Genomic DNA, 26,985 nt, shown 5'->3' on the forward strand with positions numbered 1-26,985 from the left:
GCTTATTCCTCCAGATTGAGCTTACGGCTAGAGATCTCGTCTTGGATGTATGCAATAAAATCATCCACTTTAAATTTACCAAGATCTTTACCTTTACGAGTACGCACTGCAATTTCGCCAGCTTCCATTTCTTGGTCACCAACAACAAGCATATACGGTACACGCTTCAAAGTATGTTCGCGGATTTTAAAGCCAATCTTCTCATTTCTCAAGTCCGCTTTAGCTCTAATTCCACTTTTTTGTAGTTTTTGTACTATTTCTTGAACATAACCTGACTGTTTATCAGTAATGTTCATAAGAACTGCTTGTTCTGGCGCCAACCAAGTTGGGAAGAAACCAGCATATTCTTCGATAAGGATACCGATGAAGCGCTCTAGTGAACCTAGAATCGCACGGTGAATCATTACCGGTACAAGACGTTCATTGTTTTCACCTACATAAGTTGCACCTAAGCGACCTGGTAGGTTGAAGTCTAGCTGGACAGTACCACACTGCCACGCACGGTCTAGACAATCGTATAGTGTGAATTCAATCTTAGGACCGTAGAACGCACCCTCGCCTTCTTGAATTTCGTATGGGATATCCATCGATTCAAGAGACTGCTTCAATGCTTCTTCAGATTGATCCCAGATTTCATCTGAACCTACACGTTTCTCTGGACGAGTAGACAGTTTCACTACGATGTTGTCGAAACCAAATGTTTGGTACGTATCGTACACCATCTTGATACAGTTTGTTACTTCTTCTTGAATTTGGCTCTCAGTACAGAAAATGTGAGCGTCATCCTGAGTAAAGCCACGTACACGCATAATACCGTGTAGTGCACCAGATGGTTCGTTACGGTGACATGAGCCAAACTCAGCCATACGTAGCGGTAGGTCGCGGTACGATTTTAGACCTTGGTTGAAGATCTGTACGTGACCTGGACAGTTCATTGGCTTAATCGCGTATTCACGGTTCTCAGAAGAAGTTGTGAACATTGCATCAGCGTATTTGTCCCAGTGCCCAGAGCGTTCCCAAAGAACACGGTCCATCATAAGTGGACCTTTCACTTCTTGGTAACCGTACTCATCTAGCTTAGCGCGGATGAATACTTCTAGATCACGGAAGATAGACCAACCATTGTGATGCCAGAACACCATACCCGGTGCTTCTTGCTGCATGTGGAATAGGTCTAGTTGCTTACCAATCTTACGGTGATCACGCTTCGCCGCTTCTTCTAGGCGAGTTAGGTGCGCTTTCAGTGCTTTCTTGTCGTGGAAAGCCGTACCGTAGATACGTTGAAGCATTTTGTTGTCGCTGTTACCACGCCAGTAAGCACCTGCAACATTCAGCAAAGTGAAGTGTTGACAGAAGCTCATGTTAGGAACGTGAGGACCACGACACATGTCGATGTATTCTTCATGGTGGTAAAGGCCTGGACGATCATCACGAGATACGTTTTCGTCAAGGATTTCCACTTTGTATGGTTCGCCACGTGATTCAAACGTATCACGCGCTTCCTGCCAGCTTACTTTTTTCTTAACCACTTCGTACTTGGTTTTCGCTAGCTCTTTCATACGCTTTTCAATCTTTTCAAGATCTTCTTGCGTTAGAGATTCGTCTAGGTCGATATCGTAGTAGAAGCCATTGTCGATGGTTGGACCAATCGCCATTTTAGCTTGAGGGTAAAGCTGCTTAAGAGCGTGACCAAGAAGGTGAGCACAAGAGTGACGAACGATTTCTAGACCGTCTACTTCATCTTTAACTGTGATGATTTCAAGGCTTGCGTCTTCTTCAATTAGGTCACACGCATCAACGCGGTTACCGTTTACACGACCAGCGATAGTTGCTTTGGCAAGACCGGGACCGATCGATTGCGCAACTTCCATAGTAGATACTGGGTTGTCAAATTGACGCTGACTGCCGTCAGGAAGAGTAATAATAGGCATGCTATGTCCTTTACAGTGGTGTTGCACACCAAGCAACACATGTTATTCAAATTAGAAGCTATTTGTTGAAAATAGTTGAGAGTCAATAAAGGCCTCTCGGTAACACGAATACCGGACCGTTATCGAAAATGGGATTGTACCTAGCTCACATTTAGAATGCAAAGCGCGATTTTGTTTTGTCATAAGAACTTAACCGCAGACCCGTCACGACAATCTGATCATGCTTTTTTAAGAGACCGCATAACTTGTAAACGGAATTACCCCTCAATGAACTTACACAACAAATTACAATATTGCCTATTACGTGTGAACCGATACAAAGCTTAACACGCTTGGCGAGAGCTCAACGTGCGATTTAGGTGTATAGTTGTTTTATAGAGTAGTTTGTATGTAGGTATTCATCATGGTCTATTTCAAATCGCGCTTTATGGTGCTTCTAAGCACCTCGATATGTTCTTTGCAAGCCTTCGCATCAAGTGACTTATATGGCCCGCTGCGTTCTTACGCACAATCCCCAATGCAAGTGGTTAGTCACACCAACATACTACGTTCAGGACACAGTCTGCCCTCTGGGTTTGTCGAAGCCTATGGTTCGGGAACCGTGGCAAGTGTTTGGGCTCATACTGATGAATACGCACTGGATTATTACCACAATCAAATCGAATTAGGCAGCAAATGGCAAGTCAGCAACCGTTGGCAGTGGGAGCTCAACTATCGATGGGTCTTTGCCGCTGACAACCATTTAGATGGACTGACGAAAAGCTTCCATAAACTTTTCGGTATCGGACAAAATGGGCGGGATAAAGTAGACAGAGATCGTTTTTACATTTCAATGCCGCAATATGATGTGCTTGAAGATGATTTCGAAGGACAAACACTGGCCAATAACCTATCTACTTACTTACAGTATCAAGTGTTCCAAAATGAACATCACGGCCTATCGATTGGCGGCAGTTTGTATTTTAACGATGTGGCTCACGGTACTTTTCAAGGTAGCAGTTTCGAGCAAGGCTTCCAATTAAACTACAGCTACTTAAGTGATGCTCATGCATTTTATTCGATGATTGGCATGACTTTTCGCTCGGATGACCGTGCCTTGCTCGATCTGCCTTATCGACATAATACGATTGCCATTGCGGGTGGGTACCGTTATGCCTTAGAAGATAACCATCACCTGATGTTGGAATATCATTGGTATCAAGGCTCAACAGAAGGGCCCACAGAGTTTGCTGATGCCTCTAATGAACTGGTATTGGGCTATCGATATCTAATGGAAAATTCAGCGCTTGAGTTTTTAGCCGTAGAGAACGCAAGAAACATGGATAACAGTACCGATATCGCTTTCACAATAGGATATCGGTACATATTTTCATCAAGTTGATGAGAGCTATAGATTTAGCGTTGGTGCAACTGCGGCAGCGACTTGAGCATCGGTTGCATTGATCGGCAACGTAAACGAGCGATATTGGTCACCAGCCAAGCTGAGCGAACGGTCAATCTCTGCCAAACAATGCATGACCTGCCCTTCCAGAATAAAAGAGAGCTCAATTTCTTTTGATGAGATAAAGCCGCTGTTACGGAACTCTAGCTCTTGATAAATACCAGAGCGAGAGGCAAACGAGCCACCGCGCAAAAAGCCTTTTTCAACATCGGCTTTAACCATAGTGAAGCCAGCTTGCTCGATCGCTTGAATAACCCGAGATGCTACTGGTAGTGGTTTCACTTCAATATAGTCACGGTCACGCGGGTCAATCGCAAAATCAATATCTAACGTCGTCTCGACCCAAACATGACATTGATTCTTAAGTGCGCTAACCGCAGTAATTGGCGTTTCATCATGCAGTTTTAGCTCAAACGGAACCTGCTTTTCTTCATTAGGTTGAATCACAAAAGGGTCAACTGCTTTCAATTGATCAATAGTGAAGGTTTGGTAACTTACGCTATCATCCACTTCGACTTTCATTTCCGTGTTCAATTTAATCGTAATAGCATCAATTTGTTGTTCGACGTCTCCGCCTTTGATATGAACATGCCCTTTCAGCGTCGCTCCTTGAAACACGCTCATTTCGTCCAAAATGGTATCTACTTTTGCAGAGCCGATCCCCAGTGATGCTTTCAATTTTTTAAACATATTTTTCCTTTTTTAGCGACTTTTCTTCTAATGATCGTTTGTTTACACAATTGTTTTCTGCTGTGCAAGCAATAGACCACAAGAAAATGTTTGAATTCAATCATCAATCCAAATAATGCTCAGCAGCAAGAGTCATTCAGCCCTGCAATAGGATTGTTCGGTCACTAAGCTGTACATTCGTCGAGAAATGTTTGCAATTTGTACCTAAATTAAGCAGTATTTGTATAGTCAAATAAAGGAAAATGATTATGTCTGCACCACTCTACATTCAAATTAAACAATTTATCCTGGATAAAATTGAGGCTGGAGAGTGGGTAGTTGGTCATCGCATCGCCACCGAGATTGAGCTTACCGAGCAATTTGGTGTCAGTAGAATGACAGTGAACAAAGCAATTCGGGATTTAGTTAATGAGGGCCGATTACAACGTCGCCCACGCTTAGGCACGTTCGTGTGTGATCCTGGTGAAAAGTCAGAATCTCCCCTGCTAGACATTCGAAACATTGCCGAAGAAGTCAGCGATAGAGGGCGAAAGTATGGCAGTAAAGTGCTCAAACAGATTGCCATAAAAGCAGATGACAACATTGCGACAAAACTCGGCGTTATGCTAGGCACGACAGTGTTTTACAGTGAAATTATTCACTATGAAGACCAAACGCCGATTCAATTGGAGCTCCGCTGGGTGAATAGCCAATATGCTCCGAGTTATTTAAATCAAGACTTCACACAAATCACTCCAAATCAATACCTGTCAAATAATTGCCCACTCAGCGCGATAGAACATACTGTAGAGGCAATTGTGCCTGAAAGCCGTATTAAGCAAGACTTAAAAATGCAAGCCAATGAACCTTGCCTTCTCTTGAATCGCAGAACGTGGAGCCAAGATAAATTAGTCAGTACCGCCCTACTTTATCACCCTGGTAGCAAATATAAGCTGAGCTCAAAAGTGCTCATTTAAGGACAAGATTTGTCCTCTAGATCTACGTTTTGATCACATTTTAGCAACATCAACCTTGTCAGTGTTCTTATTTTGCTCTATTTATTTGTATATACATTTAATGATACAAATAAACACAGGGACACAAACATGGATTTGCTGATTGAAAACGCACGTCTAGTTACCATGCAATCGGGAGAATGCGGATACCTTCCAACGCCTCCAGCGCGCATTGGTATTCAATCTGGAAAAATCGTTGCGATCAGTACCTGTGCCATTGGTGAAGACGCACCGCAAACCGAGTCTCTGTTGTCTGCCCAACATTACCCTCAGAGTATCGATCTTCAAGGCCAGTTAGTTCTGCCAGGTTTGATCGACTGCCACACTCATCTTATTTACGCGGGCAATCGTGCCAACGAATTTGAAATGCGCTTAAACGGCGTGCCATATCAAGAAATTTCCAAACAAGGCGGCGGGATTCTCTCAACGGTACATGCGACACGCTCTGCAACCGAAGCACAACTAGTTGAGTTAGCGTTACCACGTTTAGATGGGTTACTCGCGAGTGGCGTCACTTCTGTCGAGGTGAAATCTGGCTATGGATTGACACTGAATGATGAAATAAAAATGCTCCGTGCCGCCAAAATGCTAGAGCAAGAGCGCAAAGTTAAAATCACCACTACACTTCTCGCCGCTCACGCTATTCCGCCAGAGTTTCAAGGTCGTGCAGATGATTATATTGAGCACATTTGTCAGGACATAATCCCTGTTGTCGCAAAGGAAGAATTAGCTACGAGTGTCGATGTTTTTTGTGAATCGATTGGTTTCAATCTTGAACAAACAGAAAAAGTGTTTGTAGCTGCAAAACGCCACGGCTTAAAGGTTAAAGGGCATACTGAGCAACTTTCTAATCTCGGTGGTACAGCCCTCACTGCGCAATACAACGGTCTGTCAGCGGATCACATCGAGTTTTTAGATGAGCAAGGTGTTAAAGCACTTGCTCGATCAAACACCGTCGCCACTCTATTGCCTGGCGCTTTTTATTTTCTAAGAGAGACTCAGTTACCACCGATTGAGTTATTGAGAGAGCATAACGTGCCGATGGCAATTGCTACGGACGTCAACCCAGGTACATCACCATTTTCTGATCTCACACTCATGCTGAATATGGCGTGCACGCTATTTCGCCTTACACCGCAAGAAGCACTGCGTGGTGTAACGCAACATGCAGCCAAAGCTCTGGGTTATCAAAACTCACGTGGCGAAATCAAAGTAGGGTTTGATGCGGACTTCTCTATCTGGGATATCGAAAACCCTGCGGATTTAAGCTATCAAGTCGGAGCAAAACGTCTGGTAGGTCGTATAGTAAATGGTGAATACATTTCACACGGAGGCCAATAATATGTCTCAATTCGACCTACACTCTCCCCTATTTCATTGGCAAGGCCGTCATGATGCCGAGGACGGCAAGCTTGGTCAGCGAATTCATCACGTTGTTCAACGCCAAAAAGCAGATGAGTTGAGTGCCGTTGCGCATGGCGTCTCATTACTCGGTTTTGCTACCGACGCTGGCGTTGCGAGAAACAAAGGACGCATTGGTGCGAAAAAAGCGCCAGACTTAATCCGACGAGCACTCGCTAATTTAGCATGGCACCAAGACGCCCCACTATATGACTTAGGTACTGTGGTGTGTGAAGACGACTTACTGGAAGAGAGCCAAGCTCTATGTGCAGCAACCATTTCAAGCGCACTGCCCCATACGCCAGTCATCGTGCTGGGTGGTGGGCATGAGATTGCGTGGGCCTCGTTTTCCGGCTTAGCGGAATATTTTAAAGCGCACCATCCAGAGAAGAAGCCTAAAATCGGCATTATCAATTTCGATGCGCATTTCGATTTGCGCGCATTCGAGAGTAACCTCGCCGACATAAGACCGAGCTCTGGTACACCCTTCAACCAAATTCACCATTTTTGTCAACGTAACGATTGGGACTTTCATTACGCTTGTATTGGTGTAAGCCGCAGTAGCAACACTAAAGCGCTATTTGAAAAAGCAGATGCGTTAAATGTTTGGTATGTAGAGGACAATCAGCTCTGCTACTTAAACCACAGTTATCACTTAACTCAGCTTCAGCATTTTATTGACGACTGTGACTACCTCTATTTGACTATTGATCTGGATGTATTCCCTGCTGCAACCGCACCTGGAGTCAGCGCACCAGCAGCTCGGGGAGTGAGTTACGACACTATTGCACCCTTTTTAGATCGAATTCTTCATTACAAAAATAAGCTAATGCTGGCTGATATCGCCGAATACAACCCAAATTATGACGTCGATAGTCAAACAGCACGATTAGCTGCCCGTTTGTGTTGGGATATCGCCAACGCGATGGCGGAAAAACAGCACAAACCATAATGCATCCCAGATGCCACTGATTATTACGACCAAGCAAGTACTTGGTCATCACGAGAAACTAAAGGAGTCTGAAATGACACAGCGCCAGGGACAAGATCCACGACTTGATACAAGCAGAACAATTCGTGCACCTCACGGAGATAAACTGCGCGCAAAATCTTGGCTAACCGAAGCCCCTCTTCGTATGCTGATGAACAACCTTGATCCTGATGTTGCAGAACATCCACATTCACTGGTTGTATATGGCGGCATTGGCCGAGCAGCGCGAAACTGGGAATGTTACGACAAGATTGTTGAAGTACTTGAAAGACTCGAAGATGACCAAACGCTTTTAGTTCAATCAGGCAAGCCTGTTGGTGTTTTCCCTACCCATAAAAACGCCCCACGCGTGCTTATCGCAAACTCAAACCTCGTTCCTCATTGGGCAAACTGGGAACACTTCAACGAGCTCGATAAACAAGGCTTGATGATGTACGGCCAAATGACCGCTGGCAGCTGGATATACATTGGCTCGCAAGGTATCGTACAAGGCACATACGAAACGTTCGTATCTGTTGCAAAAAAACACTTTGGCGGTGAAGCAAAGGGCCGTTGGATTCTAACAGGTGGTCTCGGTGGCATGGGTGGAGCTCAACCTCTCGCTGGTACAATGGCGGGCTTCTCCATGATTGCAGTAGAGTGTGATGAATCACGTATCGATTACCGCCTACGTACAGGCTATGTCGATAAGAAAGCGACTTCTTTAGATGAAGCGCTAGCTATCATTAAAGAGTCAGACATACCAGTATCGGTTGGTCTACTAGGTAATGCAGCAGACGTTTTCTCTGAGCTGGTAGAACGTAATATCACGCCTGATGTCGTAACAGACCAAACGTCTGCACACGACCCGCTCAATGGCTATTTACCACAAGGCTGGAGCATGTCTCACGCAGCGGAAATGCGTTTGCAAGATGAAGCAATGGTCGTAAAAGCAGCGAAAAAATCCATGGCTGTGCAAGTTCAAGCGATGTTAGAGCTGCAAAATCGCGGCGCCGCAACACTCGACTACGGTAACAACATCCGCCAGATGGCCTTGGAAGAAGGCGTAGAAAACGCATTCGATTTTCCTGGCTTCGTTCCAGCCTACATTCGTCCTCTATTCTGTGAAGGTATCGGTCCTTTCCGTTGGGCTGCTCTCTCTGGCGATCCTGAGGACATCTATAAAACCGACCAAAAAGTAAAAGAGCTAATTCCAGATAATCCGCACTTACATAACTGGCTAGATATGGCTCGCGAGCGCATCCAGTTCCAAGGTTTACCTGCGCGTATTTGCTGGGTTGGTCTTAAAGATCGTGAGCGTCTTGGTCAAGCATTCAACGAAATGGTGAAAAATGGCGAACTTAAGGCGCCCGTTGTCATTGGTCGAGACCACTTAGACTCTGGTTCTGTAGCAAGCCCGAACCGTGAAACCGAAGGTATGATGGACGGTTCTGACGCCGTATCAGACTGGCCATTATTAAACGCGCTACTCAACACGGCGGGCGGCGCAACTTGGGTTTCACTGCACCACGGTGGTGGCGTAGGAATGGGTTTCTCGCAACACTCAGGTATGGTTATCTGCTGTGACGGCAGCGAAGATGCCTCACAACGTATTGCCCGCGTGTTGCATAACGACCCAGCAACTGGTGTCATGCGTCATGCTGATGCGGGATACGATATCGCTAAACAATGTGCAGCAGAGCAAGGGCTAGATTTGCCAATGCTCAACGAAGAACTGAAGAAGCTCAAGTAAGGATGAAAGAGATGTTAAATTTAACGCTAAAGCCAGGTCATATTAGCTTAAACGAACTACGCCAAGTGAGCCGTTCACCAGTCAACCTTACTTTGGATCCTGAAGCCATTCCGGCCATTGAAGAAAGCACACAGGTCGTAGACCGAGTCATCGCGGAAGATAGAACGGTTTACGGAATTAACACTGGTTTTGGGCTATTGGCTAACACACGAATAGCACCAGAAGATTTAGAAACACTGCAACGCAGTATCGTTCTTTCTCATGCGGCAGGTATCGGTGAGTTTATGTCAGATGAAACGGTTCGTCTGATGATGGTATTAAAAATCAATAGTCTGTCTCGTGGCTTTTCTGGGATTCGCCTAAAAGTCATTAATATGCTGACCGACCTAGTCAACGCACAAGTTTACCCTTGTGTACCTAAAAAGGGCTCTGTTGGCGCATCAGGTGACTTAGCTCCTCTAGCCCATATGAGCACTGTATTACTGGGAGAAGGACAAGCTCGCCACAACGGTAAAATCATTTCCGGGCAAGAAGCATTAAAAATCGCAGGTCTAGAGCCTATCACTCTGGCGCCAAAAGAAGGCTTAGCGCTACTAAATGGGACTCAGGCATCCACAGCGTTCGCATTGGAAGGCCTGTTTATCGCGGAAGACCTTTTCGCGTCAGCAACCGTTTGTGGTGCAATGTCTGTTGAAGCCGCTCTCGGCAGCCGACGTCCATTCGATCCGCGCATTCACCGTGTACGTGGTCATCGCAGCCAAATGGACGCAGCACTCGCATACCGTCATTTGTTAGACACATCGAGTGAAATAGGTGATTCGCACACTAACTGTGAAAAAGTACAAGACCCGTATTCTTTGCGCTGTCAGCCTCAAGTGATGGGCGCGTGTTTACAGCAAATCCGCAATGCGGCGGAAGTATTACAAGTAGAAGCGAACTCCGTATCAGATAATCCGTTGGTGTTTGCTGAAGATGGTGACATCATCTCTGGCGGTAACTTCCACGCGGAGCCTGTTGCAATGGCAGCCGACAACCTAGCACTTGCGATTGCCGAGATCGGCAGCTTGTCTGAACGTCGTATGGCATTACTTATCGATAGCGCGCTATCAAAACTGCCACCGTTCTTAGTCGACAATGGTGGTGTGAACTCTGGTTTCATGATCGCTCAGGTGACCTCTGCTGCGTTAGCAAGTGAAAACAAAACGCTCGCTCACCCAGCGTCAGTAGACAGCTTGCCAACATCTGCAAACCAAGAAGATCACGTGTCAATGGCAACATTCGCGGCTCGCAGATTGAAAGAAATGGGCGAAAACACTCGCGGTATTCTGGCGGTAGAATACCTCTCAGCAGCACAAGGCCTAGACTTTAGAGCACCAAACAAGTCCTCTGAGCGTATTGAGATTGCGAAACAAATGTTGCGTGAAAAAGTATCGTTCTACGATAAAGATCGCTACTTTGCTCCAGACATTGAACAGGCAAATACTCTGCTTAAGCTGGCTATCCACAACACGCTCATGCCAGAGAGCTTGTTACCAAGTGTTCAATAACCAAGCATAACTGGCATTTCATCGAATAAACAGATAATGACTTGAAGGCTCTACGTTCAGCGTGGAGCCTTTTTACATACGATTAAACATGTTGATGGCACTATTTATGAACGCCAGTCTACTTTGATGGCTATACTTTAAAAGATAGGCGAGCGAAAAGGTCGTTGTTTATTGTTTTCACAAATAAAAGCGTTGCTAAAGTATGCGTTTTTAACGGTTTATCCGCCGAAATAGTGTCTTATTGTTAGGATACGGTGAAGTTTTCACTGGATGGACCATTGCTACGCAGATATTCGCATATAATCCCACACAGTTTTGGTTACTACGTAAAAATTATGTTTCTAACACCTTATTTTTCAAACACTAATCACCAGTTTCAGTTCACTCGCGAACAAGCAAGCCACTTTGCAAAACGTGTCGCAGGTGACTACAACCCAATTCATGATGAAGACAACAAACGCTTTTGTGTCCCTGGGGATTTACTTTTCGCAGTGCTCCTTAGTAAAGAAGGCGTTAGCCAAAAGATGCGTTTTAACTTCTCTGGCATGGTAAACGATGGTGTAGCACTTCATATTGAAAATAAGTGTGACAAAGAAAGCGCTGTTGTTGACGAGGCAGGTAAAGAATACTTACACATGTCCCGTGAAGGTGAAACTAACCACGATCCGGCATTTATTGAGCATGTAGTGACAAATTACGTGCAATTTTCTGGTATGAACTTCCCTCACATCATGGTTCCTCTTATGGAAGAGAAGCAAATGATGATCAACTGCCAGCGTCCATTAGTTATTTATGAAAGTATGGAAGTCGAATTTTCACGCTTAGACCTTACGCATCCAGAGGTGGATTTCACTGGCGCAACATTCGGCGTAGAAGGAAAACGAGGTGTAGTCACCTTAAACTTTGCGTTCAAAGAAGACGGTGAAGTCGTTGGCAAAGGTATTAAGCGCATGGTTGCAAGTGGCTTGAAGCCATATGACCAAGAAGCGGTTGACGACCTTGTACGCCGCTTTAATGAACGTAAGGATGCATTCCTAGCAAAGTTCGTTAAGGCAGCCTAGTCGACTGCCCTATCAGAAGCGCACAAAAAACGTGTTTACTAAAAGAAAGCCCAACGTCGACCGTTGGGCTTTCTTTTTATGTCTCATCCAAACAAAACTAAACGCAATGCTTAGAGCCAACGACGAACATGGTTTTTATAATCCACATACTCTTCACCAAACAATCGCTCTAAAACGCGTTCCTCAGGCTTGATTTGAAACCGATTCATATAACTGACAAATATCACGCCACAAAGCACCACACTCAAGTGCTGCCACCACAAACCAGTTGCTATGATTAGAAGCAATAATGCCGTGTACATAGGGTTGCGTGAAAAGGCAAACACACCAGTTCTTACAACAGAAGATGCCGCTTCAGGTTTTACTGGGTTCACTGTGGTTTTTACTTTGCGAAATTCATACACGCCAGCAATGCCCATGTAGCCAGACAACAAAGTTAATACACCTACTACAAATTCAACAAAGGGTACTCGAATGTTCATGCTCGGCGTCAAAACTTTAAGTCCGCACATCAAAAGTATGACTAGTAAAAACACCACAACAGGTGGGACTTTGAGTTCAAGTTTTCTCAAGATTCATATCCTTTGAAAGGGTCTAAATACGGTTTCTAAAAAGCCCAGTAAAACTGGGCTTGATTTAGTCCGATTACAACAAAGTTAACAATGCCTGAACGGGATGCTTGGGCTTCGTTCCTTCAAAGCGTTTAACTTGGCTGCGGCAAGAATAGCCTGTAATCAAACATCTCTCGTTATCCAACTTATCTAAGCTTGGCTTCCAGCTTAAATTGTAAATATCTTTCGACATCGACAACTTATCAACCTCATGACCAAACGTACCCGCCATACCACAACAACCAACAGGTACCGTATTCAAAACTGCACCAAAGTGAGCAAAAATAGCGCCCCACTCTTTTTCCGCATTTGGCATTTTGGTTTTTTCAGTACAGTGCGCAAACAGATACCAAGGTTCCTGCGCCTTATGCTCTCCGCTTTCAAACGCTTCTAGTCTTGGGTAAAGCCATTCGTGGGCTGTTAGTACATCGAAATTACCTCGCTTACTGCCAAGCACTTCAGCGTATTCATCTCGGTAACACAGCACCAAAGCAGGATCGACGCCAACTAATGGGATATCCAAATCCGCTACCATCGCCAAGAACTTCGCTGTGTCGGCTGCTGTGTCCTTAAACTGACGTAAAAACCCTTTAATGTGTTGTGCTTTACCATTCGGCTTAAACGGCAGAAGTACCGGATACATACCCAGCTTTTTCAATAACTTAACGAAGTCTTCAACGACATCAGCGTCGTAGTAGCTAGTGAATGGGTCTTGAACAATTAAAACATGCTTGCTCTTTTCAGACGAAGACAAACCACTGAGCGCTTGCAGATCATAAGGCGTTGTCAGCGACTCTACTCGTTGTTTCAAGGTGGGTACTGATAACAACGGCGCATCGACATACCCGACCGTAGATGCCGTTAAACTTTTCACCCACGACTGCTTCAAAACACCATTTACGACACCTGGCGCTTTTGCCATCATCGGCAGCATAGTCTCAATGTTCGCAACCAGATAGTCTTTTGCAGGACGTTGATAACGAGAGTGATAGATGTTTAAAAAGCGTGAGCGAAAGCTCGGAACATCGACTTTAATCGGACACTGACTCGCACACGCTTTACACGCCAAACAACCATTCATCGCTTCATACACTTCGTGAGAGAAGTCATACTCGTGACGACGATTGATAGAATGACGTACGCGGTCAATCATGGTTTTGATTGATATTTTGTTTTCTAGTGTTTGCTTTTCTAAGTCAAGAATATCAATGCCTTGCTCAGTAAGCTGACGCAACCACTCGCGAACCAAACCTGCACGACCTTTTGGTGAATGACGACGATCGGCTGTTACTTTCATCGATGGACACATTGGCGAGCTAGTATCGTAGTTAAAACACAAACCGTTACCGTTACATTCCATCGCTTGTTTAAAGCTGTCACGTACTTGAACGTCAATCTGACGATCGAAGTAACCACGTTTGGTATCGGTAACTTTGACAAGCTCTGCATCACTATCCAGCGGTGTACAGATTTTACCCGGGTTCATTTTGTTGTGTGGATCGAATGCCGCTTTCACACGTCTCAGTTCAGTAAACAACTCGTCGCCGAAAAACTCAGGGCCATATTCTGAACGGAAACCTTTGCCGTGTTCACCCCACATCAAACCGCCGTATTTCGCCACCAGCTTGACCACTTCATCAGAAACTTCGTGCATCAATGCTTCTTGGTGCGGGTCACACAAATCCAACGCAGGACGTACGTGAAGCACCCCAGCATCGACGTGACCAAACATGCCGTAATTCAGAGACTTGCTGTCTAACAGTTCTCGAAACTCTACAATGAAGTCCGCCAGGTTTTCTGGTGGCACACAGGTATCTTCAGCGAATGCGACCGGTTTAGCACGACCTTTTGCTGCGCCTAACAAACCCACCGCTTTTTTACGCATGTTGTAAATACGCCCAATGCTAGCTACATCGTTACAAACTTGGTAGCCGATAATGCCCGCTTCTTCTGTTTCCAACATGGTATCGAGCTTGGCGGTCAATGCTGCAACCTGAGCAGCAACTTCCTCTTCGTCCTGACCTGCGTATTCCACCATATTGATGCCAAGCATCTCTTTATTTGGAACATCGGTAAGTAAATCGCTCACGGTGTGCCAAACGATATCTTGCTTTGCTAGATTAAGCACTTTCGAGTCAACGGTTTCTACAGATAGCGCTTTCGCTTCGACCATCAACGGTGCATTACGCAGTGCAGAATCAAAGCTGTTGTATTTAACGTTAACCAAAGTACGCGCTTTCGGAATTGGCGTCAGGTTAAGCTTCGCTTCGGTAATGAATGCCAATGAACCTTCAGCGCCGCACAGTACTCGTGTGATATCGAAACGGTCACCTTCTTCATTCAAGGCATTTTTTAAATCGTAGCCCGTTAAAAAGCGGTTAAGAGGAGGAAACTTATCTACGATCTGCTGGCGTTTTTCACGACATACGGATTCCGTTACACGTAGCGCCTTGGCAGCAAACTCGTCTTCTTTTGGGTAGCCGTTGGACAGGTCTGATTCTAAAACTGAGCCATCAGCAAACACCGCTTGTAGCGACAAAACATGATCGGATGTTTTTCCGTATTTCAGAGAACCTTGACCAGAAGCATCGGTGTTGACCATGCCGCCAATCGTTGCACGGTTACTGGTAGATAAGTCTGGAGAGAAGAAGTAGCCATAAGGGCGAACTGCGTCATTTAACTGGTCTTTCACTACACCAGTTTGTACACGAACCCAGCCTTCTTTCTCATTAATCTCAAGCACTTTGTTCATGTGGCGAGACATATCCACCACAATACCTTTGGTTAGCGACTGACCATTGGTCCCCGTGCCGCCACCACGAGGTGAAAAGGTAATTCGTTCGTACTTTTCTTTATTGCTCAGTTTCCCGAGGAGAGAAACATCTTCTGTCGTTTTGGGATGAACGACAGACTGAGGAAGTTGCTGGTAAACACTGTTGTCAGTGGCAACCGCTAGTCGACTTGAATATTGGCTTTCGATATCACCAGTGAATCCGGCGTGCTCAAGCTCTTTCAGAAAACTAAGAACAAGAGGATCGACATCAGTTTGCGAGTGTAATCTTGGTAACATTTGCTTCCTGCCCCTACGACGCTGATCCGATCAGCTGCGGGTTGTGTAATTATTTGCTCACTTCTCATACAAATTGGCGCTAAGCGAAAAAAACACCACAAAAGAGTTAGTGAAGTAATATTCTTTGAATTTCGTCACTTTACAACATTTAAAAAGACGAGCAAATCAGAATCTCGATACAATAATTAAACTTATGCTTTATTTTTTCACGCTTGATGCCTTACATTGGGGAACGAATCGCGTTTCTAGATGAGTTTTCAGAATGAAAAAAAATAAAATTGTGACCACTGAAGATATCCTTCTCAAACTTTGCCAGTCTGTTTCTGGCGTACTTACTTCGGCGACATCTTCTCAAGTAAATTATTCAGCAATGGTGCAAAAAATCCACAAGACTAGCCTCAAACCAGATTTTGGCTGTTTTGTTCTGTTTGATGGCGGATTTACCGGGCTAGTTGTGATTAATTTTACGGCAAAAGCCGCACTGGAGATCTACACCAACTACATGCGTAATATGGGCATGCCAGAAGAAGAACTGGCAATATCTCATACTTCTGACGAGGTAGGCGATGTTCTGGGTGAACTCATGAATCAACTGGTCGGAGACTTCACTAATAAAATTCGTAAAGACCTGCAAACGAACATCACACAAAACCAACCAAAAATGCTGGCGCTGAATAAGCAAGTTATCTTACAAGTTGATACCAACCTTGACCGCCCTCAAGCGCGCAGAGTGACGTTCTCCACCGAAAACAACAATATTTTCTATCTCGAGCTAGCAATGGATAAAACTGAGTTCATCCAACTGGAAGAGTTTGAAGTTGCTGAAGACGAAAACCCAGACGACATTTTAGAGGCAACACGTAAACAGTTGGCTGAGAAAGAATCTAAATCGTCGGGATCAAACGATGATGCCGATGACTTGCTCAACCAGCTCGGGTTGTAATTCTAACGAATCTTAATGAAGAATGGCTTCTTAGACACAAGTACGACTTCATACTGATTACGACGAACTAAAACGCCAGCCTCGCTTAATGCGAGGCTTCTTTTTATGTGCAGAAATTATCTTCAGTCCCACCTTGTATTTCGTTTTTATGTCAAAAAAGGTAATATGTCTGACTTCATAAATTTTCTGCTTTCGTTACTGGTTGTCGATGGATAAACAAAAAGCTCTGAAAAAAATCGCCAAGTGCTTAGAACTGGGCAATTCCGCTAATGTTAATGAGGCTGCCAATGCTATCAAAATGGCACATCGCCTCATGCTTAAATATGGTCTCGATAAAGACGATATTGAGTTCATCAGAATGGGAAAAACACAATCTTCTCATCTGCTACCAGCGAACATCAGTTCTACCATATTGCGAGTGATTCGCGGCATTAACACAAAATTCGGTGTCGAAGCAGTATTGTTGAATCACAAAGGGCTCAAACGTGTCGAATTTATCGGTGAAGCAGATCGCGCTATTTTTGCTGCATTTGCTTTCGATATTGTTTATCGCGAGATGAACGAAAGTACCGGACAATTCCGAAACAGCTTTGCTGGCACCGGCACCTCTTCTCAGGAAGTGACTCGCCGTGTGAACTCATTTGTATCTGGCTGGGTGGAAGGCGCGATTGAAAAATTGCCAATTATTTCTCCAGATGAAGAGTCGGCCAATAAAATTAATGACTATATTGATAAAGAATTCCAAAACATTGACCGCGAAACGTTCAAGAAGCAATTGAAAGAAGCAATGAAAAACCTAACTGAAGACTACGAAGTGGGCTTAAAGAAAGGTAGAAAGGTTTCAGTTAACCGTGGAGTGGGCGGCGAACAAGCACGCAAAATGTTGGGCGATTCATCGAAATAGCCAGAATAGTAAAGGATTCACATAAGCAGCAATGACTTCGATGTCTATGGGGCTTACTTTGAGAGCTTTGGCAGTATTGGTAGGAATTTTCTTACAGAAACTCTTATCAATCTTACTTTCTCATAACAAATATTAATGCTTGTTTATTCATAATTCGCATCCCATTATGAGGCATGGTTTCGCCTCAGTTTTATACGGAGATTTTCCCTTGAAAAAGATGCCTATTGCACTAGCTCTAGTGCTAGCTCTTACTGGCTGTCAAGCCACTCAACGCCAAAATGCAACAACGGGTGAATACGAAACTAACTCCACCACGCAAGGCGCGCTTATTGGTGCGATCGCTGGCGCAGCAATCGGCCTAGCAACGGGTGATGATGCTAAAGAACGTCGTCAGCATGCACTCATTGGTGCAGCCGCAGGCGGAGCGACTGGCGCTGGCGTTGGTTACTACTTTGACCAACAAGAAGCGGAATTACGTCGCGCTTTGCTAAACTCTGGCGTACAAGTTCAGCGTGTTGGTGAAAATCAGCTTTTACTGCGTATGGAAAACGGTATCGGCTTCTCTTCAAGCTCTTACCAGCTTGATGCTAGTATCCATAATACTCTACGCGGTGTTGCTCGCATCCTAGTTGAGTACCCAGATACCAGTCTCGTTATTGACGGTTACACGGATAGCACAGGTAGTGAGTCATACAACCAAACGTTGTCAGAGCGCCGTGCAGAGTCCGTACGTCAATTCCTAGTATCTCAAAACGTTGCACCTGGTCGTGCAATTGCACGCGGCTACGGCGAACGTAACCCAATTTGCTCAAACCAAACTTCTGAAGGTCGTGCGTGCAACCGTCGTGTTGAAATCCAGATCTTGCCACTGAAGTAATTTGGTTGCACCATAACGGTAATAATAAAAAATTACCGGAGCAGGCCTAACCATTATCGTTAGGCCTGACATATTAATGTCTGTCAAAACGTCTGCCCTACTCTGCTTATTTAGCCTCAGCTTTTCTGGCTACTCGCTTGCCTCTCAAGCTCCAAATGACCCCATCGAACAATACGAGTACGCACAACAATTATTGGCATCAAACGAAGCTGAAGCCTCACCAGAAACGCGCTACTGGCTAGAGCAATCCGCCAACCAAGGTTACCTCCCTGCACAAAAACAGCTCGCGAACGACTTTGCTAAAGGGATAAATGGCGAAAAAAATGAAACACAAGCGTTATATTGGCTAACCTCTATCGCACTCAATGACCCAACCGATCGTGGCTTTCTTCTCGCCGATTTTATTCAGCGCAATCCAGGTAAGGTCACAACTTCTCAATTGACTGAAGCCTTGTATCAAATGGCTTCTCAGCATAATTCAGCAGCAGAACAAGCTTATAATCAACTGTTAGAGCTGCGCTTCAACCAACTACGAGCTAAACAAGTCTCGCAAATAAAGTCGCTCGATAAAAAAGCAGAGCAAACACAAGAAGAGAAAAGCACAGTTGCAACCCCCAAAGTAAAACACTCGCAGTTTCTATGGCTGATTTGGCTAGCGGCGATCCTCATCATCAGCGGCTTAAGTTTCCTCGTGATCAAAAAACTTAAGCAGAATAGAAAAGCGCGTGAAGCCAAAGAGGAAAGCCAAAATCAACGAATGGCGGAAAAAATAAAAGAGCTAGAGTTTACGAACAAGCAACTGAAGCGTCAGTTAGAGAAAGTATTCAGAGAATTTAAGAAATCCAAAACTCAGGCAGAAAACCATAAGCTAAGCGTCGCGTGTGCTATGTTTGGCTACACACCACAAACCATCCCTGATTTACAGGCAATCAAGCTACGCTATAGACAATTATCAAAGCTTTATCATCCTGACACAAGGGGCAGTGAAGAAGAAATGAAGCGACTCAATCATGCCTTTAAGCTCGTCTCACGAAATGTTACAAAACAGTAAAAATAGGTCAGGATACTTTGGCTGCCATGCTTTTATTCCCATATAATCAAGCACCGCAATCGATCTCCCTCTCAAAGAAATTAACAGACATTTAACTTAAGTCGCGCTTTTATGCCATAATGCCCGGCGCAAAATAACACCTAACGACTCAAATTAATCTAGGTGGGGAGAAAATCAATGTTCACTGAAGAAGGCACCTGTGATTGGTGTAAAAAACCTAGTCTTGTAACTCGTCACGATTATTTAGATGGCAAGCACCACTACTCATGTAAAGCTTGTTACGATATGGCGAAAATCGACGTGCGCCTATTTAACCAAGGCGAATTGCAAATGCGCGAACGTTTGCAACGAGCGAGCTAAGCAAGACGGAATCAATGGAACTGATTTTCAAAAGCGCCTTTTATAAGGCGCTTTTTTGATCGCCCAAGCCTATTTCCAATCTCTATCTCGTATTCCCTCCTATCCTACATAGCATGTCGCATCGGTTATCAGCCCTCTTCCACTGTATACAAACCATTGTCCGTGAAAAACACCTGTATATACAGTAGTAAACCCCTGTATGTCTCTCGTCCAACTTTCTACTCACCTCACATTTTTAAATTGATGTTAGACATATCAGAAATGAAAAATAAACAAATAAATTCAATTACTTAAAGTAAAATCCTTTTATTTCCTTCTCAAAAAACCACAAATAACTTTTGAGAAACTGGTTGATCAGGTCACCAAAACAAACTACTGTATACACATACAGCATGTATAAAGGAACAGTAAGATGCAGTTACAAAGTCAATCTCATACATACTCTCGTTACAACGTATTGGCACAAGCAACTAAGCCCATGGCCGTTTCGGATCAGCTTCTATCTAAGCTGGCTGTTTTATCGCAGCAGAAACAATGGATTTTGTTTACAGCAGACTGCCCTCGTCCAGACTTTGAACAACTCACTGCTTCTAATATTTGCTGTAAAAACGTTATTCAAATGAAGCCCTCTCAACAGCTTTCAGAAGTCGAGATCGTGATAAAAGCCATCCGATCAGGCAATGCCAGTGCTGTTGTCGCATCCAATAAAATTGCACTTATGAATCAATCTATGTTGCGCGACATGGCGCAGCGCTATCAGTGTGAAGTCTTTTTCGTCGAAGGCAGAGTTAATAAGTACCACTAATAAGTTCGACGTTATCCATCCTGCATCTCGCCTCCTTTTTAAGGGGGCTTTTTTTGTATTAAAGAAAACAGGCAAACGTTTGCTTTTTCTCTGGCGAGTTAAAATAGTTCTGGTATGATGCCCACATTCGATTTATTCAGCGCCCACATTTTGCTGAATATCTTCTCTTTCTGACGTTTGATTAAGATGATAGGAATGTCGCAATGAGCCTTGCTAATCAAGTACTTGCCGTCAATGACGACCTGCCAATTCGCACCCATAAACCCGTTCATAGTGGAAAAGTTCGTTCAGTTTACTGGTTAACTGAAGAAGACAGCGCCCGACTGATCAAAGAAAAAGGATACAATGTCGCTCCAGATGCGCCTTTGGCTATCATGGTGATTAGCGACCGAATCTCTGCATTCGATTGTATTTGGCATGCTGAAGGTGGTCTTAATGGTGTCCCAGGTAAAGGGGCTGCGCTTAATGCGATTTCTAATCACTGGTTCAAACTGTTCAAAGAAAATGGCTTAGCAGATAGCCATATTCTAGACATTCCTCACCCTTTTGTTTGGATTGTACAAAAAGCCAAACCTGTAAAAATCGAAGCCATCTGCCGCAAATACATCACGGGTTCGATGTGGCGCGCTTACGCAAATGGCGAGCGCGAGTTTTGTGGAATCCAACTTCCTGAAGGGTTAGGAAAAGACAAAGTACTGCCAGAGTTGCTAATGACCCCATCCACAAAAGGCATTCTAAAAGGCATTCCCGGTGTGCCAGAAGCGGATGACGTGAATATTACTCGTCAAAACATCGTAGACAACTACGGAGCATTTAACTTCTCAAGCGCTGACGATATCGCACTCTACGAAAAATTGCTGAAAGAAGGCTTTAACGTTATCAGCCAAGCGTTAGAAGAAATCGACCAAATCTTTGTCGATACCAAATTCGAATTTGGTTATGTTCATGATGCTGCTAGCAATGAAAAGCTGATTTACATGGATGAAGTGGGTACACCAGACTCGTCTCGTATATGGGATGCTAAAGAGTACCAAGCAGGTCACATCGTAGAGAACTCAAAAGAAGGTTTCCGCCAGTTCCTACTTAACCACTTCCCTGACCCAGATATCTTGCTAAATAAAGAACGTATGCCAGAGCGTGAAGCACTCGCTCGTGATAATGCTTTACCCGTCGAATCTTTGATGGCGATTTCGAGCACCTACATTGGTATTGCCGAGAAGATTACAGGCAAGCCGATTCATTTGAGTGAGAATCCGAAAGCGGAAATCATCGAAGTTCTGAGCAAAGAATACGGATTGATTGACTAGCACTGTCGCTAGATTGCTAAATGCTTTCCAATAAAAAGTCCGCACTAGCTTGCGGACTTTTTTCGTATTAGGCTCAGTTTAGCCGATATTTAACGTAGTGCCATCTGTTGTAGAGGCTGACTTGGTCGTCACCTGATATGTTTTGTCTTTAATCGTTGATACGAAATACCAGGTCGACTCTGCCCTGTCGGGCGTAAAAGTAACGCGCATAAAGCCACGCTGTTTGATGTCTGCCCACTGTAATTCTGACACTAAGTGCGGCAGCGTGTATTCCATTTGAGCGATCGCAACAGGGTCTAACGCGAGGTAGGCCTCTAACCCAGGGGAACTCACAGAGCTAGTCGCAAACTCTACCCCGATAGGATGCTTAGATACGTCTTTAAGCTCACTTGCCCATGCGTTGTGCGTATCTCCTGCCAAACAGACAAAGTTACCACTGCTGGCTTTGGCCAGTTGATAAACGTTCTCTCGCTCAACGTAGTAACCATCCCATGCATCTAGGTTATATGGTAAAGCAATGGTATCTAAACTTGGGTCAGAGAGATAACCCGTAATCGCAGAGTTTACCGCTAATAACGCCTCTGTTTTTTGTTCTTCAGTGGCAGTAAACAATTGAAACATCGCGGTCATAACCGAACTTGGCAACTCCATACGAGACATTAACACTTGTTGCCCTAGCACATTCCAAGTTGCGTCGTGCGTACTGAACGCATCCATCAGCCAAGCGAGTTGGTCACCGCCTAACAGCTCTCGGTCTTGACTGCGCGACTGAGCAACTAAACCGCCAATAGCTTCCATCGTTGGTGAGCTGAGCGAGAAATAATCCAACGGTTTATCACGCCCCACAAGTCGCGTGTCGAGCATCATCAAATTGACTAAACTTCCAAACGAAAACTGACGGTAAATCAGCATGTTTGAGAAAGTGTTTTCACGAACGGGCAACCATTCTGTCCACGCGGCAGCCGCAGCTGCACGACGATCATTAAAACTGCCTTCCTCTTCTTGATGGTTTTCCGCACCATTTTTCCAACTATCATTTGCAAGCTCATGGTCATCCCAGACAGCAATCATTGGTAGGTTCGCATGTAACGCTTGCAAATCAGCATCTTGGCGATATTGCGCATACCGTTTTCGGTAATCATCTAAGGTAATACATTCAGTGCCTTTGCTTGGCTCTCGCCCTAGTGCCTCAGCATCTTCACTAGCGTAGCCACCAGCACCATACTCATAAATGTAATCACCGAGATGAAGCACCACATCAAACGGTTCTTGCTCATGTTGATTTAAGATCTCTCGATACACATGGAAGTAACCAGCAGGATAGTTTGCACAAGAAACAACCGCCATGGATGCCTTTTCTACACCATCTTCTGGTAATGTTTGAGTTTGCCCGACTTCGCTAGTGACATCTCCAACCATGAATCGATAGTAGTAGCGAGAATTTGCATTGAGATTTTGAACATCGACTTTTACCGTGAAATCTCGGCTCGTGTCTGTGGCAAAAGTGCCACTTTGCACGATATCAGTAAAATTTTCGTTAGATGAAACTTGCCAGCTTACATCTGCGTAGCTTGCTGAGGTTGTAACACGAGTCCAAATGATTACTTGTGTTTGAGTAGGATCTCCACTCGCCACTCCGTGCTCAAAGGTAACCGCAACAGATTCACTAGCATCGCTACCACAGCCCACCAGCCCGGTAACAATCGCCGTTGAAGAGGCAGCTTTCATAAAGTCTCGACGAGACAAAGACATATTGACTTCCTTTCTTATTGTGTTTGTTTTTATGCCCAAATGACGTGGTGACTCAATCATCCTTGTGTGCCAATAAGGGACGTTAATTCGAACTTACAGTACCAACCACTTAGTCGGTAATTTGTCCTAAAAACACAAAGTTAGAAGCTAGTTATGACAATTGCATTTCCAAACGTTACATTTTTGTTAATTTAAGTGCAAATACTCTATATTCATCACACTTCCAAGACCTGTGACAAAAACCTCAAAATAAAAAAGCGACCTACTTTGAGGTCGCTTTTCATTGCACTATTGTTAAGTAGTACATCGATGAAGTGGAAATACTCAGCCTAAAACTTGATGTTAAGAACATCTTGTTCTGACGTATCCACCTTCAACTGACTGCGAGATTCTATGTACTCGATTTGCTGAACATCGAGCGAATATGGCATAACGACTCGCAATTCATTGATCCCTTCATGTTTAGCTAACTGGGTTAAGCGGACCAAATTGGATTCATCACTTTTACGAGAAGACATCGATTTTAATGCGGCATCCCACAACCGATCTTCAGGCTTGCTCAATTCCGCAATGTTCTGTTTCCACATCAAACCGAAAATAGGCGCGATGGTGGCAAATGCCTCTAAAAAGGTCCATTTTTTACTACCTGTCGCTCCTAAAAAGCTAGTGTAGTCGAATTCAATGCACGTCTTTCCTTGTTGATCCATTCTATGCCCCCGACACTCGAAAATGAGATATACCAAATATCGTTCAACTGTTTTGATATAGCAATGGGATATAAAACATTCGTCTTTTATGCCCTAATTTACATACAAAAGGAAATATTAAAACCAGCTTTGTAACAACTGATGTACAGCTTCGCCATATATAAGCATTCAATTGATTAATATTTCAATTAAGAAACTAAAAACAACACGCAAGTAACGCTATCAATATGAAATCATTATAGATTCACCAAAAAAATATCAATTCTTGTCACAACGTCATCCGCCGACCTACTTTACATCAATCACTCGACTGGCCTTTTTATACTGTATCTTCCAACCAGCCCAACGTGGCAGCTCCCAACGCTTCGGGTCCCCCTTACGGTTTCCCTCTCGATAAACGACCTGTACCAGCTTGCGAGACGCGTAATACTCAACATCCAGTTGGAGTTCTGGCAGCGAAAGTTCTAAAGGGTACTGCTCCGTGAAATCGTCGTATTCCCATTCTGGAACACCGTTAAATGTTAAGTCTTCCGGTTCAAATAACGCCATATCATCGACATTTTCAACGCCTAATGTTTCCAACTGATCCTTTAACCAGCTAGAAAATGTCAAGGAGGCCAAGTCGTTAACCTCTTCTCCTTCGACATTAAGGCCCAATGCGTTGTAGAGTTTCCAGTGTTGGATTTGTTGTTTTCTTTGAGAAGCAAAACCTGGTAACAGTGTCTCGTCTTCTATCATTTCGACAATAGACTGAACAGCAACATCACCTTGTAACGCTTGGTGTTCAGAACAGACTGTTCGCCCGGCGTAGACCAAATGCATTGTTGCTCTTGGCGTCTCTTCTTCATAATTCGTCTCACCTTGTCGCCACTCCCCAAATTCAAGTTCGCGTAACAACGTCAGCGGGATAGGCATCATAACCGATGCGAGGTTTAGTGTTTGCTTAACGCCTCGTCCTGGCACGCTATGGCTATCTAGCACGATTGCCGCTTCTTCTTTGTCAGGAAAGCGGCTGTTACGCCCAACCAGCATCTCGACTACGCCATTTCCTAGAGCATCCCTTCGACGAGCTCGTCGGACAAACACAAGCTCAGGGTGCAATGAGGCGATGGAGAAAAAGAGCGCTTCACGTTTATATCGAGAGGCAACGTCAAGTTCCGGCAATTCAAACACTTCTCGCATTTGTTTCGCTAAACCTTGTGCCTCTTCGAGCGCGCTAGCGTCAATGATAATGCCTGAGAGTTGCTCCCCTCGAACCAAACGGATCAGTAAAGAGGCATCACATCCGTATGGCTCCTCTTGAGATAGAAGCTCAGCAACTTCACCACTTTGTCGCTGATAGAGCTGCGCAGGCACAGATAAGGCGGCAGCCAAATCAATCATTGCTTCCTTCTCTGGCTTCGCTTGAATTCTGGTAACGAGATCGGCAAACAGTGCATCAATGGGTAGTGGATATACTTTTCTCCCGTGCTGCGTGACATTGCCATCCTCATCAATCGCTTCCATGGATAACAACGTCGAATGAGATGCCTCTAGCGACTTTTCTGGAATTGAGTCGAGAAAATCGAGTGTTGAGAGACGGTACCCACAACAAGCCGCTGCCAGCATGGGCTCGACGAGCTCTTCTCTGTGTAATTCTGGAGGTGTCACCAACTCTAAAGGCGCGTGCTCACCATATAGACGAATACAAGCCCCTTCGGTAACGCGACCTGCTCGCCCCATTCGCTGCGCGGCACTGGCCTTAGAAATGTTGGTTAATGTCAGTGCTGTACGTCCATTTCGTTGTACAGTTCTGCGCTCTAAACCACTATCGATTACCACACGGATATTAGGAATGGTCAGAGAGGTTTCCGCGACGTTGGTTGCCAATACGACTTTCCGTTGCTTTTGTACCGTCAGCGCACGATGTCGTTCTGCATCACTGACCGAGGCATGAAGTTTAACCACCATGACATCACTGCTGCTTTGTAGCATCTGCGCGCATTGGGCGATCTCTTTACGTCCTGGGAGAAAAACAAGAATATCGCCATCTTCATCTTCCAGTGCTTCTTTTACCGCTCCGACAACCTCCTGTTCACATCCCTTTTTGTTCGGTAAATAGCGGCTGTCTGTAGAACGATGTGTCACCGTGACTGGAAAGCAACGTCCCTCCGAACGCAGACGCTTAGCATTCAGGTAACGAGCAAGCTTTTCGCCTTCTAAGGTAGCGGAAGTGACGATCAATCGATGTTGATTTTCATGCTTCAAAATGGCGGTTAATAGATCAATATCCCAGCGTCGCTCGTGAAATTCGTCCACTATCACGACATCAAAGTCTGCTAGCTTGTTTTCCGAAAACCAACGCAGTGCAACCCCCGGAGTCACAAATACAACTTCGGTTTTTTCATCAAAGTAGGCATGAAGCTTGATCGCGTAACCGACTTTGCGACCTATTGGCTCTCCAGATTGCTCCGCAAGAAATTCAGCCAGCGAGGTACAAGCAATTCGACGTGGTTCAATAACCAGAACGCGTCCGTGTTTTGCCGCCCACATGGGCAAGCGGGTAGATTTACCCGACCCGGTTTCGGCTTCCACCACAAGATGGTTAAGGCTTACATGATGGTCAAACTCGGCTTTCAGGCTGTCGATAGGTAGTTGAAACATAGAAATTGGATTTGATTTGATGATGCAAAACATTATACCCAAGTAAAAAAATCCTGCTTTAGGTATCTCTAAACAACCAATATTGCCGATATTTTCGTCGGTATCTGAATTTTTTTGCGACATTACATTGATGTGCATCAACGCATGTTTACAACTAAATAGTGAA

Annotated in this window: 21 protein-coding genes; 14 read left to right on the forward strand and 7 right to left on the reverse strand. The window is 44.6% G+C overall.

Going from position 1 to position 26,985, the window contains the following annotated elements:
- Positions 1-2 precede the first annotated feature (2 nt).
- On the reverse strand, positions 3-1,931 hold the full coding sequence (gene thrS, locus J4N40_RS10310) for a threonine--tRNA ligase (RefSeq protein WP_005395892.1): 1,929 nt from the start codon (positions 1,929-1,931) through the stop codon (positions 3-5).
- A 403-nt stretch (positions 1,932-2,334) separates the two neighbouring features.
- On the opposite strand from thrS, the gene J4N40_RS10315 reads away from it, so the two are divergent.
- Positions 2,335-3,312: a DUF3187 family protein gene (locus tag J4N40_RS10315; RefSeq protein ID WP_054576442.1), complete on the forward strand. Its 978-nt coding sequence runs from the start codon at positions 2,335-2,337 to the stop codon at positions 3,310-3,312.
- A 6-nt stretch (positions 3,313-3,318) separates the two neighbouring features.
- Here J4N40_RS10315 and J4N40_RS10320 read toward each other — a convergent pair whose 3' ends face one another.
- Positions 3,319-4,062 (reverse strand): sporulation protein, encoded by a 744-nt coding sequence (locus tag J4N40_RS10320; protein ID WP_017821818.1) that lies wholly within the window; start codon positions 4,060-4,062, stop codon positions 3,319-3,321.
- 248 nt (positions 4,063-4,310) lie between these two features.
- On the opposite strand from J4N40_RS10320, the gene hutC reads away from it, so the two are divergent.
- The 6 genes from hutC to J4N40_RS10350 all read left to right on the forward strand — a co-directional run bounded on the left by hutC (position 4,311) and on the right by J4N40_RS10350 (position 11,789).
- Complete coding sequence (gene hutC / locus J4N40_RS10325) at positions 4,311-5,018, forward strand: histidine utilization transcriptional repressor HutC (protein WP_115385887.1); 708 nt, start codon at positions 4,311-4,313, stop codon at positions 5,016-5,018.
- 129 nt (positions 5,019-5,147) lie between these two features.
- Positions 5,148-6,398 carry an imidazolonepropionase gene (hutI, locus tag J4N40_RS10330; RefSeq protein ID WP_115385886.1) on the forward strand — a complete coding sequence of 417 codons (1,251 nt, stop codon included), beginning with the start codon at positions 5,148-5,150 and terminating at the stop codon, positions 6,396-6,398.
- Between the two features lies 1 nt (position 6,399).
- On the forward strand, positions 6,400-7,410 hold the full coding sequence (hutG, locus tag J4N40_RS10335; RefSeq protein WP_033905138.1) for a formimidoylglutamase: 1,011 nt from the start codon (positions 6,400-6,402) through the stop codon (positions 7,408-7,410).
- 73 nt (positions 7,411-7,483) lie between these two features.
- Complete coding sequence (gene hutU, locus J4N40_RS10340) at positions 7,484-9,181, forward strand: urocanate hydratase (RefSeq protein WP_115386398.1); 1,698 nt, start codon at positions 7,484-7,486, stop codon at positions 9,179-9,181.
- An 11-nt stretch (positions 9,182-9,192) separates the two neighbouring features.
- Positions 9,193-10,728: a histidine ammonia-lyase gene (hutH, locus tag J4N40_RS10345; RefSeq protein WP_017821814.1), complete on the forward strand. Its 1,536-nt coding sequence runs from the start codon at positions 9,193-9,195 to the stop codon at positions 10,726-10,728.
- A gap of 335 nt (positions 10,729-11,063) precedes the next feature.
- Entirely contained in the window at positions 11,064-11,789 is a 726-nt protein-coding gene (locus tag J4N40_RS10350) for a DUF3581 domain-containing protein (RefSeq protein ID WP_115385885.1), read from the forward strand.
- Between the two features lie 110 nt (positions 11,790-11,899).
- Here the strand turns inward: J4N40_RS10350 and J4N40_RS10355 are convergent, their stop codons facing one another.
- Entirely contained in the window at positions 11,900-12,361 is a 462-nt protein-coding gene (locus J4N40_RS10355; RefSeq protein ID WP_115385884.1) for a methyltransferase family protein, read from the reverse strand.
- A gap of 73 nt (positions 12,362-12,434) precedes the next feature.
- The gene (gene ydiJ, locus J4N40_RS10360; RefSeq protein WP_115385883.1) at positions 12,435-15,470 is read right to left on the reverse strand and encodes a D-2-hydroxyglutarate dehydrogenase YdiJ; all 3,036 of its coding nucleotides are present in this window, start codon (positions 15,468-15,470) and stop codon (positions 12,435-12,437) included.
- Positions 15,471-15,732: 262 nt separating this feature from the next.
- On the opposite strand from ydiJ, the gene J4N40_RS10365 reads away from it, so the two are divergent.
- The 7 genes from J4N40_RS10365 to J4N40_RS10395 all read left to right on the forward strand — a co-directional run bounded on the left by J4N40_RS10365 (position 15,733) and on the right by J4N40_RS10395 (position 21,717).
- Positions 15,733-16,413, forward strand: a complete 681-nt coding sequence (locus J4N40_RS10365) for a DUF3334 family protein (protein ID WP_005388843.1) — start codon at positions 15,733-15,735, stop codon at positions 16,411-16,413.
- 208 nt (positions 16,414-16,621) lie between these two features.
- Positions 16,622-17,317, forward strand: a complete 696-nt coding sequence (locus J4N40_RS10370) for a DUF2786 domain-containing protein (RefSeq protein WP_005377954.1) — start codon at positions 16,622-16,624, stop codon at positions 17,315-17,317.
- Between the two features lie 208 nt (positions 17,318-17,525).
- Positions 17,526-18,194 (forward strand): YiaD family glycine zipper/OmpA-like lipoprotein, encoded by a 669-nt coding sequence (locus J4N40_RS10375; protein ID WP_005395877.1) that lies wholly within the window; start codon positions 17,526-17,528, stop codon positions 18,192-18,194.
- A 76-nt stretch (positions 18,195-18,270) separates the two neighbouring features.
- Entirely contained in the window at positions 18,271-19,245 is a 975-nt protein-coding gene (locus tag J4N40_RS10380) for a J domain-containing protein (protein ID WP_115385882.1), read from the forward strand.
- A gap of 177 nt (positions 19,246-19,422) precedes the next feature.
- Positions 19,423-19,605: a hypothetical protein gene (locus J4N40_RS10385; protein ID WP_005377960.1), complete on the forward strand. Its 183-nt coding sequence runs from the start codon at positions 19,423-19,425 to the stop codon at positions 19,603-19,605.
- A 412-nt stretch (positions 19,606-20,017) separates the two neighbouring features.
- Complete coding sequence (locus tag J4N40_RS10390; protein ID WP_005377962.1) at positions 20,018-20,410, forward strand: SulA-like leucine-rich domain-containing protein; 393 nt, start codon at positions 20,018-20,020, stop codon at positions 20,408-20,410.
- A 203-nt stretch (positions 20,411-20,613) separates the two neighbouring features.
- Entirely contained in the window at positions 20,614-21,717 is a 1,104-nt protein-coding gene (locus J4N40_RS10395) for a phosphoribosylaminoimidazolesuccinocarboxamide synthase (protein WP_115385881.1), read from the forward strand.
- 78 nt (positions 21,718-21,795) lie between these two features.
- On the opposite strand, the gene J4N40_RS10400 is transcribed toward J4N40_RS10395, so the two are convergent.
- From J4N40_RS10400 to J4N40_RS10410, 3 genes are all read right to left on the reverse strand, one after another.
- Positions 21,796-23,469, reverse strand: a complete 1,674-nt coding sequence (locus tag J4N40_RS10400; RefSeq protein ID WP_115385880.1) for an alkaline phosphatase D family protein — start codon at positions 23,467-23,469, stop codon at positions 21,796-21,798.
- Positions 23,470-23,798: 329 nt separating this feature from the next.
- Complete coding sequence (locus J4N40_RS10405) at positions 23,799-24,176, reverse strand: hypothetical protein (protein ID WP_005377965.1); 378 nt, start codon at positions 24,174-24,176, stop codon at positions 23,799-23,801.
- A 288-nt stretch (positions 24,177-24,464) separates the two neighbouring features.
- The gene (locus J4N40_RS10410; protein ID WP_115386397.1) at positions 24,465-26,819 is read right to left on the reverse strand and encodes a helicase-related protein; all 2,355 of its coding nucleotides are present in this window, start codon (positions 26,817-26,819) and stop codon (positions 24,465-24,467) included.
- Positions 26,820-26,985 lie beyond the last annotated feature (166 nt).

The sequence above is a fragment of the Vibrio sp. SCSIO 43097 genome (assembly GCF_023650755.1).
Classification (GTDB): domain Bacteria; phylum Pseudomonadota; class Gammaproteobacteria; order Enterobacterales; family Vibrionaceae; genus Vibrio; species Vibrio alginolyticus.

Bases quoted from the DNA above. Each gene is read 5' to 3' on its own strand.
- hutC (WP_115385887.1), top strand. From the start codon at position 4,311: ATGTCTGCACCACTCTACATTCAAATTAAACAATTTATCCTGGATAAA.
- J4N40_RS10365 (WP_005388843.1), top strand. From the start codon at position 15,733: ATGAAAAAAAATAAAATTGTGACCACTGAAGATATCCTTCTCAAACTT.
- J4N40_RS10390 (WP_005377962.1), top strand. From the start codon at position 20,018: ATGCAGTTACAAAGTCAATCTCATACATACTCTCGTTACAACGTATTG.
- J4N40_RS10350 (WP_115385885.1), top strand. From the start codon at position 11,064: ATGTTTCTAACACCTTATTTTTCAAACACTAATCACCAGTTTCAGTTC.
- J4N40_RS10315 (WP_054576442.1), top strand. From the start codon at position 2,335: ATGGTCTATTTCAAATCGCGCTTTATGGTGCTTCTAAGCACCTCGATA.
- J4N40_RS10405 (WP_005377965.1), bottom strand. From the start codon at position 24,176: ATGGATCAACAAGGAAAGACGTGCATTGAATTCGACTACACTAGCTTT.
- J4N40_RS10380 (WP_115385882.1), top strand. From the start codon at position 18,271: ATGTCTGTCAAAACGTCTGCCCTACTCTGCTTATTTAGCCTCAGCTTT.
- J4N40_RS10370 (WP_005377954.1), top strand. From the start codon at position 16,622: ATGGATAAACAAAAAGCTCTGAAAAAAATCGCCAAGTGCTTAGAACTG.
- hutI (WP_115385886.1), top strand. From the start codon at position 5,148: ATGGATTTGCTGATTGAAAACGCACGTCTAGTTACCATGCAATCGGGA.
- J4N40_RS10385 (WP_005377960.1), top strand. From the start codon at position 19,423: ATGTTCACTGAAGAAGGCACCTGTGATTGGTGTAAAAAACCTAGTCTT.
- hutH (WP_017821814.1), top strand. From the start codon at position 9,193: ATGTTAAATTTAACGCTAAAGCCAGGTCATATTAGCTTAAACGAACTA.
- J4N40_RS10400 (WP_115385880.1), bottom strand. From the start codon at position 23,469: ATGTCTTTGTCTCGTCGAGACTTTATGAAAGCTGCCTCTTCAACGGCG.
- ydiJ (WP_115385883.1), bottom strand. From the start codon at position 15,470: ATGTTACCAAGATTACACTCGCAAACTGATGTCGATCCTCTTGTTCTT.
- J4N40_RS10320 (WP_017821818.1), bottom strand. From the start codon at position 4,062: ATGTTTAAAAAATTGAAAGCATCACTGGGGATCGGCTCTGCAAAAGTA.
- J4N40_RS10395 (WP_115385881.1), top strand. From the start codon at position 20,614: ATGAGCCTTGCTAATCAAGTACTTGCCGTCAATGACGACCTGCCAATT.
- J4N40_RS10410 (WP_115386397.1), bottom strand. From the start codon at position 26,819: ATGTTTCAACTACCTATCGACAGCCTGAAAGCCGAGTTTGACCATCAT.
- thrS (WP_005395892.1), bottom strand. From the start codon at position 1,931: ATGCCTATTATTACTCTTCCTGACGGCAGTCAGCGTCAATTTGACAAC.
- hutG (WP_033905138.1), top strand. From the start codon at position 6,400: ATGTCTCAATTCGACCTACACTCTCCCCTATTTCATTGGCAAGGCCGT.
- hutU (WP_115386398.1), top strand. From the start codon at position 7,484: ATGACACAGCGCCAGGGACAAGATCCACGACTTGATACAAGCAGAACA.